Source organism: Moorena producens PAL-8-15-08-1 (assembly GCF_001767235.1).
Lineage (GTDB): Bacteria > Cyanobacteriota > Cyanobacteriia > Cyanobacteriales > Coleofasciculaceae > Moorena > Moorena producens_A.
This window is the reverse complement of sequence record NZ_CP017599.1, coordinates 3,505,044-3,520,392: the sequence shown is the minus strand read 5'-3', so window position 1 is coordinate 3,520,392 and position 15,349 is coordinate 3,505,044. Positions and strand designations below refer to the sequence as shown.

Genomic DNA, 15,349 nt, shown 5'->3' with positions numbered 1-15,349 from the left:
TTCGCAACAGAACCATTCAACGGTACTCTACTCCCAAATCAGCACTGAAGGCAACAATTCTGGAGATGCTAAGCGTAACAACTGATACCCTACCCCTGCTGTACCTCGGAAAAAACTAGGGTTAAACAGCGAGTTAGGGAAATCAAAGAAAAAAGTATATCCCCCATGTTTTTTTGACCTTTCTACTACCCATGCTGCCTGCTTCCTAGCAGTTTTAAGCCAATTTTGGTTGCCAAGTTTTTGGGAGGCGACGACAAACAGTTCGGTTCTGCCTAATATTCCGCAACAAAGATGGTCTATATCTCTACTCGGTCTGCTGTAGTTCTGCGTGGTTTCCAAAGCTATCTCAATGTCAGCAGAATTTTCTTCTATTTTTAGAATGGATAAACTTGCCAAACGTGCTAATCCAATGCCAACACTTCCGTGACACCAGGTGTGCATGAAGCTAATTTGATTAGTTTTCTCCAAGAAACGGAAATCTGGCCAATTTCGGGCAGATTGGTCAAAGACACTCCGCTCATATTCAATTCCCTCTTGTGCTGCTTCCAAATAAGCAGTGTCTGCTGTAGCAGCATATAACCGCAATAAGGCCAAAGCATTACCCGCTGCACCGTGAGAAAATCCCGTTAAAGGGATTTTACAAATTGTCTTCCACGCCCTCGGGACAGTATTACTTCGTTTTGATAAGAGACGATTGCCACAGGCGATCGCTGTATCCAATATAGCTGGCTCGCCTGTCTCTTGGTAGAGGGATAATAAACCCAGAATTGCCCCAGCTACTCCACCCAAAATATCCAACGTTTGGTCACCAGCGATCGCCTGTGGAGAGATCAGTTTTGCTGCCTGCTGGGCATCTTTGAGGAGGGCTGGCTCTTGGAGAAACTGACTAATTTTAACCAGACTGTAAATTATCCCACCCAATCCTGCCATACCGAGTCCAGACTGAATTAATCTTCCGGTAGTTTTCGTGTTCTGAAGAGACTGGCGTAAAGGAGAGAGAGCTGCTAGAGCTACTTTTTGAAATTCGCTTTTGCCAGTAAGTTTTGCTAAGGCTGCTAGAAATAGGCTAACTCCAGCGCGCCCCTGATATAAAGAATCATCCAACGCCTGGAGTTGATAGCGCTTGGCATTAAACATATACTCTATGGCAATCCAGTTGCAGCCGCCATTATTTATAATCCCATTGGCGATAAGACGATTGCCAATTGAGAGTGCCTCTTGTTGTAGTTGTTCAGGGGTAAGTGGGAGAAATTGAGAAGAATCCGCCTGGGGTGCAACATTCTTTTTTGTCAGATGAGCAAACCTGGCCAAAAAACTTCCCCGAATTAATTTAATTTGCAGGGCTAAATCTTGTTTATCCAGACTCTGTAGCCTAGAAATTAGTTGTTGGTAACTAGAAGTTTTAAAAAAGTGCTTGATGGGTTGGTCTAGTCCAACATCTAAGGTATCCTTATTACAGGATACGGTAAAATAGGGAATGTCTTGCTGTTGTAAAGATTTGATTTCCGCTGGCAAAGTTGCCCAAGCCTCCGGTTTTTCTTCAGCAGTTAAGTAGGTTCGACTGAGAGTGTCTATCCCAATACTATAGTCAACTCCGCTACGCAAATATTGTGGGTTGAGGCTATGCTTACAGATAACACCATAGGCGCTAGCTGGGCGCAGAATAAATCGAGAATTTAATGATTTTAAGCCTGATAGAAGACCATTCTCGGTTAGGAGAGTTTCCCTATGTTTGATTAGGAGGCGATACATCTCCTCAAAACCCGTCACTACCTCTTCAAGGTAGTGATTGGGGCAGACGGTTTCCCCTTCTAGCACGACGACATTATTCCGAGGCGGAATAATAGTAGTTTTGGGAGTTAATTGAATCCCATCTGTGTTAATAAATTTCCACTCTCTTGAGGAATTCAGTTGCTGGGGGTAAATACCGCCAATATCACTAGAGTCTCGAGTATTTGCTGAGGCTATATTCCCTTCCCAAGAAGGTAAAAAGCCCGTCTTTAGAACTGAATCTTTGAACCAGTTTTCTGATTCACCGAAACTTTTTTCCACAGGAGACATTAAGGTATCAACATCGATGATAATTGGATATTCACTGCTGGCGATGACATTGGTCTTGTGACATTTCCTTGAGCCTAAGACATAGAGGAGAGATAATAGCATCCCTGCTCTTTTGTAGAAGCGTTGGACTGCAGCTTTATCTTCACAAGGTTGCTGCTCAACAAATTTAACCCAGCCATATCCCTGACGATTGAGAATCTTGGTTAGTTGGAAGGGTAAAGAGGTATCCTTTTGGTTGCACCAGTCTAGCAACTGGTTGAAAGCAACATCTAGACCCAAATCTTTGGGTTTATATACCACTTTTACACCCGAGGACAAGGTAAGAACTGATACAGAGCGTCCCCCATTGTGAGGTTCTGAGAAAGCAGTCTCAACATTTTTAACTTTTCCTAAGCTTTTGCGGTCAGAAAAGGTAAGTTCAATTGCCGAGAAATCTTCTTGTAGACGTTGGATAAATTCAGTAGTAGATTCTACCCATAAGTTAATAGTTGTGGCTATCAAGCGAGCCAGGACTGGGTATTGCTGAAAAAATGCCAGTCCCCCATCTTGGAGAAGGTTTTGGATAAAGGCGCAATACAAAGCTTTACTTTGGCTTTCTTGGGAATCGCTCTTTTCATAAGAGGGCTGACTTTCCCGAAATTTGTAAAATTCAAATAGTAAGGTTTTTGCCCCTAAATCAACCAGTTTTTGTAGGAGGCTCCTTTCTAGGGCTTCCCAGGCTTCTGGACTCAGCAATTCCAGAGGGCGAGTTGCCGATAAACCAGTGTATAGTTTACGCTGTGCTACTAGGATAAAGGGAAGATAAAAATCTTCAAAAGGTAAGGGATTTTGGGAGTCAATTGGTGATTTATCTTCTCCCTCTATACCGAGTAAGGTAATTGCGCCACTTTCAATTAATTCTTTCAGGGTTTCCGCCCAAGGTGGCAACGTAAGATTATCAATCACATCCGCTGTTCCCAGTAAAATACGGACTGTGTTTAAGTCCCATCCATCCCACTGAAGGCGCTTCTTAAGTCTGTCTTCTCCTCCCAGGAGTTGACACCAGGTTGTGAGGCGTTCTTCAATGAGATTTTGGTCAAGTTTTTGGGGATTAAAATCCCGTTCAAAAGGACAATTGAAGCACTCTGAAAGAAAGGCTGCTTTGGTAGCTATAGTGGCTATTTGTGATAATTCTACTGCTGTTATTTCCATACTCAGTTCATTTATCGGAGATTTTGTCCTGTTCGCTCAAATAAATAAGTGAATAATCCCTTGAACCTGGCACCCCTGCTGCAGGAAACTTGACACAGGACTTCAGCCCTTTAGGGCTGAAGTCCTTATTGTGTGTGATCCCAAATCCGCTTTACTGAGACTCTATTCAAAACAATCAAAGTCCTTGCCTAGAGAGTATTTGAATATTTTTGTAATCACTCTATCGTAACCGAATTTGGTATTACTACTCCCTGTGCTAAGAGGTTGTCTGAGAAGTCTCATTTGCTACATCCAAGCCCCCGTTGGTCCCCCAATTTTGCGGTGCGACCCGTGGCGAATTTAATTCGCCTAGCGATGCAGCGCGGTCTTGGGGGTTCCCCCCATGAGCGACTGCATCAAGACAAGGAAAGCGCACCGGGGGGGACTTTTAGAAGCAAATGGACTCTTGTTCCCCCCAAAGTTGGGGGGCTAGGGGGGCAAAATTTAGTATAAAAAAACTTTTCAGATATCCTCTAAGCTTAAGCTATCGGCTGCACATGGATCAGAAAACTTCAGTGCCTGTAGGGCAGTTACCAGGATGTGAAGTGGGGAATGGAGAAGGGCACTCCGAACCCCCTGCTAGTTCAAGTTCGTTGTCTTGGAGATCCTTGATAAAACTTTCAGAATCACCGAACAACTCAGCACCAGCAGGTTTGATGTTATTAACTTTGATGTTAGCCATTTGAGTTTTGCTCCAATAATCAATGTGTGTTGTTGACCAGGAATCAATTAGTAATTTTTGATTCCTGTTTTTATCCTATTAAAATTAATTTACTCTGTCTAGAGTTTTTTAAGCTTATTGATGCTAAAATAAAAACAGTTTTGTCACTAAACTAGATCTAGTTATCTGCTGATAAACCTAGTAATAGCTCATAATTAACCTATAACTTACCTTGACCAGTCTTGTGATAGTTAACCTCTCTCTAATTTAGTGAATCAACTAAACTACTTATGTCCACAAAACTATTGAAACTGATAAAAACCATAAAAAATAGTCCAAGATTACTCTTGGACTAAAAGACTAAAATTTCCGCTAGGGAGCAATTTTAAGATGCGGAATGTGGCTTACAAAAGTTAATACCTTGATTAATGAGCATCTCGAGGTGTCAGTAGTGTAACCACTAATATAGCCACTGCTGGAGTCCCGCCACCTGTCACATCTAGTTGATCATCAGATAAATCCATCATAAAGCTTTCAGAATCATCGAAGAGGTTGACACCAACAGGATGCAGATCAGAAATTGCAATACTCGCCATTTGGGTTTTTCTCCAATAATGAATGTCTGTGGTTGAACAGAAATCAATTAGTAACTTGTGATTCCTGTTTTTATCCTATTCAAATTAATTTCGTATGTCTAGGATTTTTAGAGCTTATTGAGGCTAAAGCAAAAACAGTTTTGTCATCAAAATCAATGTATTTACCTGCTGCTAAACCTAGTAGTAGCTCACAATTAACCTATAAATCACCTTTACCAGTATTCTGATAGTTAACGTCTCTATAATTTAGGTAATCAACTAAACTAGTTATGTCCACAAAACTAGTGGAGCTGATAAAAACCATAAAAAATAGCCCAAGGCTACTCTTGGACTAAAAGACTAAAATTATTTTCTACAAGTTCGACAAAGGGGAGACAAGTTTCTATAAGATTGCTCACGAATACATCCAGGATACTGAGTTACGGCGCTCTGGAGGATATCGGGGAATTTTTAAGCGTCAGGAGTTTAAGCCGGAGATTTCTGCTGCTGTCTTTGCTGCTGAGCTGCCTTGCTTAAGCCTATTGTTAGTTCTAAGGGAGTGCATCTGATTTTGGTGGAGGAGATGGTTAAATCAGAATTGGATGGGAAGTTGCGGTCTGAGATTATGTCTGATTTGTTTAGTGGGTGGTTGAAGGGACAGATTGTGGAAGTTGAAGTTAACGCTTTTTAATTACTCTCGTCATAAAAAAATGTCACTTAGATGCGTGTAAGCTTAATCTCTAAAAGCATTACCCTAAAATTAAAGTTACAGATACCTATCGGGAGCATCTCATATTGGTAAAAATAAGGGAAGTGTGGAGAGTGTGGGTAGTGGGTGCGGGAAGTATGAGAATTTTTGCCTAATTGCAAAAGGGAGATGCACCCTGTGGGGTAAAGATTACCCTAAAGCCTAGTGATTCATCTCGATTAATTGCCAATAATAGGTGTGATTGACAGTTATAAATTTAGTCTTTTAAAAACCGGCTAAAACATAACTAATACCTATTTAAATTAATGGGAGAAATCACAAAATTGATATCTTCATAATTAGTGGTTGAAAATTACAACGATTGTGGTTGAACCTACTCCACCAGTGTTTACACAAGTAGGTCGCAGACAATAAATTTTAGATAACCCGCAGGATCTGGCACCACCAATTACCTGTTCGCTTTCATCGCTCAGCTCAGTCATGAAGCTTTCTGAATCCTTAAACAACTCAGCGCCAGTCATATTAAGAGCTGAAAGGTCATTGACATTGATATTAGCCATTTGAATTTAACTCCAAGAAATTTGCGTGATTTTTCTGGATTCAAAATCAAGCTATTGATGCTTGACTTATAGTTTAATACTATTCATTTTTTTTTAAAGTGTCTATAATAAAGCAGTATGTCAAGATGACATTATTGAAACAGTATTTTCTAGTTTATTTTTTATTAAACTTAGCCGATCTCAACGAAAATAGTAATTCCTAATTAAATAGGAGTTAACTCACTCCTTAATTCCGCCCTAACTAAAACAGTTATGTCACTGAAACCAACCGAAATTATAAAAATCTGCTCAGTATTGTAACTTTTGCCTAATAATTCGATTTACAGTAGTTGACTGGACAAAGTCGAGCTTATACAAATAAAGAACAATCAGCGCCAGAAGATTCTGACGCTGATTTCCAAAACTGGGGTGCATCTCATCTTTGTAAAAAACAAGGGAAGTGCCGGAAGTGTGGGAAGCGTGGGGATTTTATGGAGGGTGGTTAGTGTAGGTAGTGTGGGAATTTTCTTAGAATTTTTGTCTAATTGCATGCATTGAGATGCACCCGAAACTAGTTTCTATGAGATTGCTCACGAATACATCCAGGATACTGAGTTACGGCGCTCTGGAGGATATCGGGGAATCGTTAAGCGTCAGGAGTTTAAGCCGGAAATTTCTGCTGCTGTCTTTGCGGCTGAGCTGCCACAGTTGCTTAAGCCGATTGTGACTTCTCAGGGAGTGCATCTGATTTTGGTTGAGGAGATTCTTAAATCGGAATTGGATGGGAAGTTGCGTTCTCAGATTATGTCTGATTTGTTTAGTGGGTGGTTGAAGGGACAGATTGGGGAAGTTGAAGTTGTTAAGCACTTTCAATTAAGTGGTGAAGTTCCTTAGGTTATTATTATAAATTTATTGCTCTAATTGTTTTGACTTAAAACGTCGGAACTTACAAAGATGACTAGATAACACTCTATCGGTAGGGTGGGTAGCCAATCTGTCCACCCTACCTATGCAGGGCTGTTTCATTCCTTGCAATAAATTGTCAGATACAATCTGGTAAAAGCGAGCTGGGGTGCTGGGGAGAGGTTTTTTTAAGCTAAAAAAAACCTTTTTATTAGCTTAAATTTTCCTATCTCCCTATCTCCCTATCTCCCAACCTCCCTACCCGTGAAATTTGAGTCCGACTTTGAAATAGCCCTGCCCTATCTATGGAGTTAGTGCGTAAGTCCTAAGCAAATGCAATGACTATATCACACGAACACCCTTGACATACAGCTATAGTCCTGGTACAAGTGGGAAGTGCGCACCACAAATCACCACCGTGGATTGCTCCCATTTCCTCACCCTCTTCATTCAGTTCCGTCATAAAGCTTTCTGAATCGTTAAACAACTCAGTACCAGTCATATTAAGATCTGAAAGATCATTGATATTAATCTTAGCCATTTTAGTTTTTATCCACTAATCAATCTGTGTTCTTTACCAGAAATCAATTAGTAACTTTTGATTCCTGTTTGAATCCTATTCAAATTAATTTAGTATGTCTAGGATTTTTAGATATTATTGATGCTAAACCAAAAACACTTTTGTCACAAAATTAAATCTAGTTACCTGCTGCTTAACCTATTCATAGCTCATAATTAACCTATACCAGTACTCTTATACTTAACCTCTCGCTAATTTACCGAATCAACTAAAACATTTATGTCCACAAAACTAGTGAAGCTGAGAAAAACCATAAAAAATAGCCCAAGACTACTCTTGGACTAAAAGAATAAGATTAGTTTCTACCACAGGGTAAGCGCATCTTGTCAATAAACCGGGGCTAGTTCTCAATAAACCCAGTATTATTGTGCTTATTGACAATAAATTTTATACATATAGTGTTCATTAAATTAAATAAACACTATATGTAGGAATAACAAAATTAGATGCGTTTACCCTGGTTTCTACCAGTTTGATGAAGGGGAGACGAGTTTCTATGAGATTGCTCACGAATACATCCAGTATACTGAGTTAGGTTGCTCTGGAGGATATCGGTGAATCGTGAAGCGTCAGGAGTTTAAGCCAGAAATTTCTGCTGTTGTTTTTGCTGCTGAGCCGCCTTGCTTAAGCCGATTGTCAGTTCTAAGGGAGTGCATCTGATTTTGGTTGAGGAGATTGTTAAATCGGAACTGGATGATAAGTTGCGTTCTGAGATTATGTCTGAACCCTTCAGGTATTAAACCTACCTACTGCAAGTGTAATCACACCTGCAGTAGGTGGTGTAAAATATGACTTTTATACCTTAGGAAGAGAGATACTAACTAATAGCATTCAGAAACCAAGGTGGCAATATTTTACATCATGAAATTGTTGTTGAATGCTTAAGGTTGAATGGTGTGGCCACACTGTATAATAGTATATCCTTGGGTGCATATATTAACAGTCCCTTGCTGGCATATATTAATAGTATTTCCTAGGGTGCAGACACCGCAAGATCCTAAAATACAAAACGAACGACCTCCTAGGATAGCCATTTGCTCACTTTCATCGCTCAGCTCCGTCATAAAGCTTTCTGAATCGTTAAACAACTCAGCACCAGATAGGTTAAGAGAAGAGAGTTCATGCACCTTAATATTAGCCATTTGAGTTTAACTCCAATAAATTTGTGTGATTGGTGTTGATTATCAATTAAGCTATTGATGCTTAATTGATACGTTGAATACTATCCCATTTTTGGTCTTTTTTTTATCAAAAAAAGAGTATAAAAATATGACATAAAAAATACACTTTTTTCTCTTTTATTTTTTTTTAAATGCAGTCGATATTGACGAAAATAATAATTCAGGATTAAATAGCATTCAAATCACTATTTAATTTCGCCATAACTAAAACAATTATGTCACTTAAATCAACCAATATAGTAACATTTACCTACTTAATCATGGAAATTTTGCCTAATAATTCGATTTACAGTAGTTGACTGGACAAAGTCGAGCTTATACAAATAAAGAACAATCAGCGCCAGAAGATTCTGACGCTGATTTCCAAAACTGGGGTGGATCTCATCTTTGTAAAAAACAAGGGAAGTGCCGGAAGTGTGGGAAGCGTGGGGATTTTATGGAGGGTGGTTAGTGTAGGTAGTGTAGGAATTTTCTTAGAATTTTTGTCTAATTGCATGCATTGAGATGCACCCGAAACTAGTTTCTATAAGATTGCTCACGAATACATCAATGATACTGAGTTACGCCGCTCTGGAGGATATCGGGGAATTGTTAAGCGTCAGGAGTTTAAGCCAGAAATTTCTGCTGCTGTTTTTGCTGCTGAGACCCCACAGTTACTTAAGCCGATTGTGAGTTCTCAGGGAGTGTATCTGATTTTGGTTGAGGAGATTCTTAAATCGGAATTGGATGATAAGTTGCGGTCTGAGATTATGTCTGATTTGTTTAGTGGGTGGTTGAAGGGAGAGATTGGAGAAGTTGAAGTTGTTAATAATCTGGATTAAAATAATCTGCTTGAGTTCTAATCTCCTTACCCTTCAGGTATTAAACCCACATTCTGCAAGTGCAATCACACCTGAGGCAAGATATTTGCTTTGGGGGAGGCTAGAGAGACCTCCCGATTTTTTTTGCTTAGGGTTAGCTTAAACCATTATTATCTCTAATTTACAGCTCACTGATCACTACTTTACGGCGTTAATAAAGGTTTTCCTTAAGCATGAAACCTCACGACAACTAGTAGGTATGCAAATAGGCCAAGGCCACCAAGAAGCACCACCATAAATTTCTTCCATTTGCTCGCTTTCATCGCTCAGTTCTGTCATAAAGCTTTCTGAATCATCAAATAATTCAGCGCCAGTTAGATTAAGAGCTGAAAGATCGTTGATGTTAATATTAGCCATTTGAGTTTAACTCCAATAAATTTGTGTGATTGGTGTTGATTATCAATTAAGCTATTGATGCTTAATTGATACGTTGAATACTATCCCATTTTTGGCGTTTTTTTGAAAAAACTAATATATAAATATGACATAAAAAATACACTTTTTTCTCGTTTGTTTTTTCTTGGATGCAGTCGATATTGATCAAAATAATAATTCAGGATTAAATAGCATTGAAATCACTATTTAATTCCGCCATAACTAAAACAATTATGTCACTTAAACCAACCAGTCTAGTAACATTTACCTACTTAATACTGGAAATTTTGCCTAATCATTTGATTGACAGTAGTTGACTAGACAAAGTCGAGCTTAGGCAAATAAAGAACAATCAGCGCCAGAAGATGCTGACGCTGATTTCCAAAGTAAACTTATGTATCAATCTCGTTCAGTTGATGAAATTATAATTTTGGCTTAGGTAGGGTAGAGTAATCGCGAAAGCCAACACAGTCTGGAGAAGTTGGGTCTTGGTGACATCAACCCCACCGACAAAGTTCATTTTACTCCCAAATCAGCACAGAAGGTAAGGATTCTGGAGAGGCTAAACGCAACAATTGATAACCTACACCCGCACTTCCCTTGAAAAAACTAGGACTGAAAACGGAGTTAGGCAAATGAGGTAAAAAAGCATATGCTCCATGTTGTTTTGCCCTTGCTATTACCGATGCAGCCTGTGCCCTAGCTGTGTTTAGCCATTCCTGGTTGCCAAGTTTTTGGGATGCAACAACAAATAGTTCATTTCTGCCCAAACTCCCGCAGCAGAGATGGTCTACATCTATATTAGATATTGCATACTTCTTGGTGGTGTCCAAAGCTACCTCAATGTCAGAGTAAATTTCCTCTGTCTGTAGAATCGTTGAACTGCCTAAACGGGCTAATCCAATCCCCACGCTGCCGTGACACCAGGCATGCCAGAAATTAATTTGATTTGTTTGTTCCAATGAAAGGAAATATGGCCAGTTTCGGACTGATGTGTCAAAGACACTGGTTTCATATTCAATTCCTTCTTGTGCCGCTTCCAAATAAACTTTGTCTGCTGTCGCAGCATATAGGTGTAGTAAAGAGAAGGAATTACCTGCTGCACCGTGAGAAAATCCGGTTAATGGGGTTTTACTGATTGTCTTCCAGGCTCTAGGGGCGGTATCAGTTCGCTGTGATAGGAGATGATTGCCACAGGCTACTGCTATGTCTAATAGCACTTTCTCTCCTGTCTGTTGATACAGAGTTAATAAGCCCATGATTGCCCCCGCTACTCCAAAAATAATATCCAGGGTTTGATCGGCGGCGATTACATCTGCTGTAATTAGTTTTGCAGCTTGCTGGGCATCTTGGAGAAGGGCTGGCTCTTGGAGAAACTGACTAATTTTAACCAAACTGTAAATAATCCCACCTAGCCCCATTAAACCGAGGACACCACCTAATTTGATTCCATCAAGTCTTAACTGCAACAAGTTTCGGTCGGCTTGTGCTTTCTTAAGAGACTGACGTAAAGGGGATAAAGCAGCTAAAGCTACCTCTTTAAATTCTGGCTCACCAGTAATTTTTCCTAGAGCTGCTAGGAATAGGCTAACTCCAGCTCGCCCCGTAAATAAGGAATCATCCAATACCTGGAGTTGATAGCGGTGCGCCTTGGACATATAATCTAAATCAATCCAGTTGCAGCCGTCACCAGTCTGAATCCTATTGGCGACAAGACTCTTGCCAATTGCTATAGCTTCTTCTAGTAATTCTTCAGGATTCAATGAAGATAATTGGGATAAACTTCCCTGTAAAGCACCACTGTTCTTGTTCAAATGGGCATACTTTGCATAAAAACTCGCCCGAATCAATTTAATTTGCCGGGCTAAATCCTCTTCATCAAGACTTGGGATTTTAGCAATTAACCGTTGGTAACTGGATGTTTTAAAGAAGTGTTTGATTGGTTGAGCTGATCCTAACTCTAGGGCATTACTATGACACGATACCGTGAAATAGGGAATATCTAGCTGTTGTAAAGACCTGGTTTCTGCTGCTAATAGTTCTTTAAAGCCTAAGTTTTCTTCACCCATTAAGTAGTGACGGCTGAGAAAATCGATCAGAATGCTATAGTCCGCGCCATTACGCAAATATTGAGGACTAAGGCTGCGTTTCGAGACCATACCATAGGTTAGAGTTGGGCGCAGCATAAATCGAGACTTTAAACATTGTAAGCCAGAGAGGGGACTTTCTGCGCCTAGGAGCATTTCCCGATTTTTAGTTAACAGGTGATAGATTTCTTCAAAACCAGTGACGATTTCCTCAACATAGTTCTTAGCTGAGACAGTTTTACCGTCTAGAATTACCACATTAGTCCCAGCAGGAATAATCACCTTGTTGGGAGCTAAGTGCATCCCATCGGTGTTAATAAATTTCCACTCCCGAGAGGAATTTATTTGCTTGGGCCAAATATTACCTAGGACGCTGGAATCTTGAGCATTTGCGGAGTAGATATCTCCTTCCCAACCAGGTAAAAATCCTGTATTCAGGACTGAATAGTTAAACCAGTCTTCCGATTCCGTCACGCTGTGCTGTACAGGATGCATCAACAGGTCACCATCGATCAGAATAGGATATTCACCACTAGCAACCACATTTTGATGATCACAACTACTTGCTCCTAATAGATGGAGCAGTGATAACAACATCCCTGCTCTGTGATAGAAGCGTTGAACTGCAGCTTGATTTTCACAAGGTTGGTGCTCAATAAATTCAACCCATCCATATCTCTGGCGATTGAGAATCTTAGTTAATTTGAAGGCTAAGGATATTTCCTGGTGGTTGCACCAGTCTAGTAACTGATTGAAAGCAACATCTAAACCCACGTCTTTGGGCTTATATACTACTTTAATTCCGGAAGAGAAGGTAAGAGCTAAAACCGAGCGTCTACCATGGTGGGGATTGGAGAGGGAAGTCTCAATTGCTTGAACCTTTCCTAAGCTGGCTTGATCAGAATAAAAGGTACGTTCAATTGCTGATAAATCCTGTTGTAGACGTTGGATAAATTCAGTAGTAGATTCTACCCATAAATCAAGGGTTGTTGCTATCAGGCGACCTAAGACTGGGTAGCGATTAAAAAATGCCAGCCCCCCATCTTTGAGAAGATTTTTTAAAAAGGTCTTATAACTAATCCGGCTTTCTTGGGGAGTACTTTGGTTAGCAGGGGGGTGAGCTTTCCGGAATGTGTTAAATTCAAATAGTAAGGTTTCTGTTCCTAAATTAACCAGTTGTTGCAGCAAGCTCCTTTCTAGGGCTGCGTAGGCTTCTTGGCTCAACAAAGTTAGAGGACTATTTGCCGATAATCCAGTAGATAATTTACTGCGCCCTACTCGGATAAAGGGTAAATAAAAGTCTTCAAATGGTAAGGGATTTTGGGAGTCAAGTGGAGAGTTTTCTTCCCCCTCTAGAGTTAGCCATGAAGCGCTGGTAGTTTCAATTAATTCTTTGAGAGTTTCTGCCCAGCTTGGTAAGGTGTAATCTTCTCTAAACTCTGCTGTTTCTAGTAAGTTACGGACTGTAGTTAAGTCTAATCCATCCCACTGAAGGCGCTGTTTAAGTTGTTGTTCTCCTCCCAGGAGTTTAGACCAGGTGTTGAGGCGTTCTTCAATCAGATCATTATCTTTTTGGGGAATAACATTTTGGTAACAAGGGTTATTGATCCGCTCTGATAAAAACGTAGCATTAATCGCTATAGTCGCGATTGGTGATATTTGTGACCCTATTACTGGCATGCTACTAATCTCTCGACGTGGTAAGTTAGTTATAAAGTTTTTTTAAAAAAGGTTTAATTTTTGATTACTTGAATAAAGATCCTGAAATCTTGTTAGCGTCTTCTTGAACCGACCCTAATGAATGTCTGTTGTTGACTCTGTTGTAATCATACTTTGATTAATTGAGTTTGTTTAGTTGTTTGATGATTTATTGATGTCCAAAGAAAAACTTTTTTGTCATAAAGTTATATGTATTTCTATGCTGATCAACCTAGTGATAGCTCACAAGTAACCTATACCAGTACTCTTATAGTTAACCTCTCTCTAATTTACCGAATCAACTAAAACAGTTATGTCCACAAAACTATTGGAGCTGAGAAAAACCATAAAAAAAAGCCCAAGACTACTCTTGGACTAAGAGACTAAGATTAGTTTCTACCAGTAATTAGCTAAGGCATTTTCGTCCTAGGTTGATACAGTCAACTTTTCCCCTATTGTAACTAAATTAACAAAGTAACTGCCTCGGCTCCGACCGTATCCAGTTCGCCAGGTTCGACGGGGATTAACTCAAACCCAGCATCCAGAATTCCAGAGTAGTTTGCGATCGCTTCCAAGGCATTGGAGCAGGGAGTAGGGAGTAGGGAACAAAAATTAATTGTGATAATTTTTGATCTCTGTTTGAATCATACTTGGATTAGTTGAGTTTGTTGAGTTTTTTGCTAATTTATTGATGTCATCAGTCAACTTTTTTTGTGATAACGTTATATGTAGTTCCGTAGGGTGCGTTAGGGACGGGCTCCCCCTGATTTTATGAGTAGCCACTATTAGGACAGTCCGTCCCGTAACGCACCACCGGGTCAAACTGCTCCCAGCCCTATCGTTAAAATTACTAGTTAAAAAAAAGTGTTCGCGTAGCGTATCCTAGGGATAATCGCTAATCTTATAAAAGCAATTATCTGAAAGAGAAACGCTCGGTGCATCTCATTTTTGCCGTTTGGCTGGTGCGTTACGGGACGGATTGTCCTAACACTGGCTACCAGGAAAATAAGGGGGAGCCCGTCCCTAACGCACCCTACGAACTACTGAGAATTTTATCCCGAATTTTTGCCTAATTGCAAAACTGAGATGTACCCGGCTACCCACAATTTTAATCTTGACAGATCACTAGTTCTGAACTGTGTGGCGAATAATAACAGCTCCAAGAAGCACCACTGCCCCAATTGGCCCCGTTAATGCTGAAGCAGCACTAGTCGCCCCGGTAATAGCAGCGGTAGAAGGCGTAACTCCCCCCACAACACTTCTTAGCTCGTCTTCTTGGATTTGATCTAGATAGCTCTCAGAATCAAAAAATAGTTCAGCGCCAGCAGGTTTAATGTCATTAATTTTGATATTAGCCATTTGAGTTTTTATCCAATAATGATTTTGTGTTCTTGACTAGGAATCTATTTAAATTTTTATTCCTGTTTGTATCCTATTGAAAATAACTTATTTTCTCTAGATTTATTAAAAAGTATTGATGCTAAATTAATAACATTTTTGTCACCAAGTTACATGTATTTACCTGCTGTTAAACCTAGTCATAGCTCATAATTAACCTATAAATAACGGTTCTTCAGTACCTTTTATGCTAAACCGACAGTTAAAAAAACTGATAAAGCTTACGGTACAAGGGTTATTAGGCTATTTAACTAGCAAAATTTTCTGAATACGGCCTCTTTCCCCTGCTCCCTGCTCCGAAGTCCCTGCTCCCTTTGCCAAAGTGTTGATTTAGCATAACAAGTACGGAAGAGCCTAAATAACCTTAACCATTATTCTGATAGTTAACCTCTCTCTAATTTACCGAATCAACTAAAACAGTTATGTCCACAAAACTAGTGGAGCTGAGAAAAACCATAAAAAAAAGCCCAAGATTACTCTTGGACTAAGAGA

The 15,349-nt window shown here is 39.9% G+C and carries 8 protein-coding genes and 2 pseudogenes; 2 read left to right on the top strand and 8 right to left on the bottom strand.

The genetic code is table 11. The annotated features are described in order from the left end of the window. Positions 1–27: 27 nt before the first annotated feature. From BJP34_RS13255 to BJP34_RS13245, 4 genes are all read right to left on the bottom strand, one after another. The gene (locus tag BJP34_RS13255; protein ID WP_070392757.1) at positions 28–3,252 is read right to left on the bottom strand and encodes a type 2 lanthipeptide synthetase LanM family protein; all 3,225 of its coding nucleotides are present in this window, start codon (positions 3,250–3,252) and stop codon (positions 28–30) included. A gap of 541 nt (positions 3,253–3,793) precedes the next feature. Then, positions 3,794–3,973, bottom strand: coding sequence for a hypothetical protein (locus tag BJP34_RS13250; RefSeq protein ID WP_008178761.1), 180 nt, complete (start codon positions 3,971–3,973; stop codon positions 3,794–3,796). A gap of 404 nt (positions 3,974–4,377) precedes the next feature. Beyond that, on the bottom strand, positions 4,378–4,548 hold the full coding sequence (locus tag BJP34_RS45575) for a hypothetical protein (protein ID WP_168166508.1): 171 nt from the start codon (positions 4,546–4,548) through the stop codon (positions 4,378–4,380). Positions 4,549–5,574: 1,026 nt separating this feature from the next. Continuing rightward, complete coding sequence (locus tag BJP34_RS13245) at positions 5,575–5,796, bottom strand: hypothetical protein (RefSeq protein WP_070392756.1); 222 nt, start codon at positions 5,794–5,796, stop codon at positions 5,575–5,577. A gap of 558 nt (positions 5,797–6,354) precedes the next feature. On the opposite strand from BJP34_RS13245, the pseudogene BJP34_RS48820 reads away from it, so the two are divergent. After that, a pseudogene (locus tag BJP34_RS48820) lies at positions 6,355–6,669 on the top strand (peptidylprolyl isomerase); the annotation flags it as partial. A gap of 1,470 nt (positions 6,670–8,139) precedes the next feature. Here BJP34_RS48820 and BJP34_RS36720 read toward each other — a convergent pair. Next, positions 8,140–8,400, bottom strand: a complete 261-nt coding sequence (locus BJP34_RS36720; RefSeq protein ID WP_083305144.1) for a hypothetical protein — start codon at positions 8,398–8,400, stop codon at positions 8,140–8,142. A 563-nt stretch (positions 8,401–8,963) separates the two neighbouring features. Here BJP34_RS36720 and BJP34_RS48815 point away from each other — a divergent pair. After that, positions 8,964–9,260: pseudogene (locus BJP34_RS48815) on the top strand (peptidylprolyl isomerase); the annotation flags it as partial. A gap of 177 nt (positions 9,261–9,437) precedes the next feature. Here the strand turns inward: BJP34_RS48815 and BJP34_RS13225 are convergent. The 3 genes from BJP34_RS13225 to BJP34_RS45570 form a co-directional block, all read right to left on the bottom strand. After that, entirely contained in the window at positions 9,438–9,656 is a 219-nt protein-coding gene (locus BJP34_RS13225) for a hypothetical protein (RefSeq protein WP_070392754.1), read from the bottom strand. A gap of 539 nt (positions 9,657–10,195) precedes the next feature. Next, on the bottom strand, positions 10,196–13,441 hold the full coding sequence (locus BJP34_RS13220) for a type 2 lanthipeptide synthetase LanM family protein (protein WP_070392753.1): 3,246 nt from the start codon (positions 13,439–13,441) through the stop codon (positions 10,196–10,198). A gap of 1,143 nt (positions 13,442–14,584) precedes the next feature. Next, entirely contained in the window at positions 14,585–14,818 is a 234-nt protein-coding gene (locus tag BJP34_RS45570; RefSeq protein ID WP_070392752.1) for a hypothetical protein, read from the bottom strand. Between the last annotated feature and the right edge of the window lie 531 nt (positions 14,819–15,349).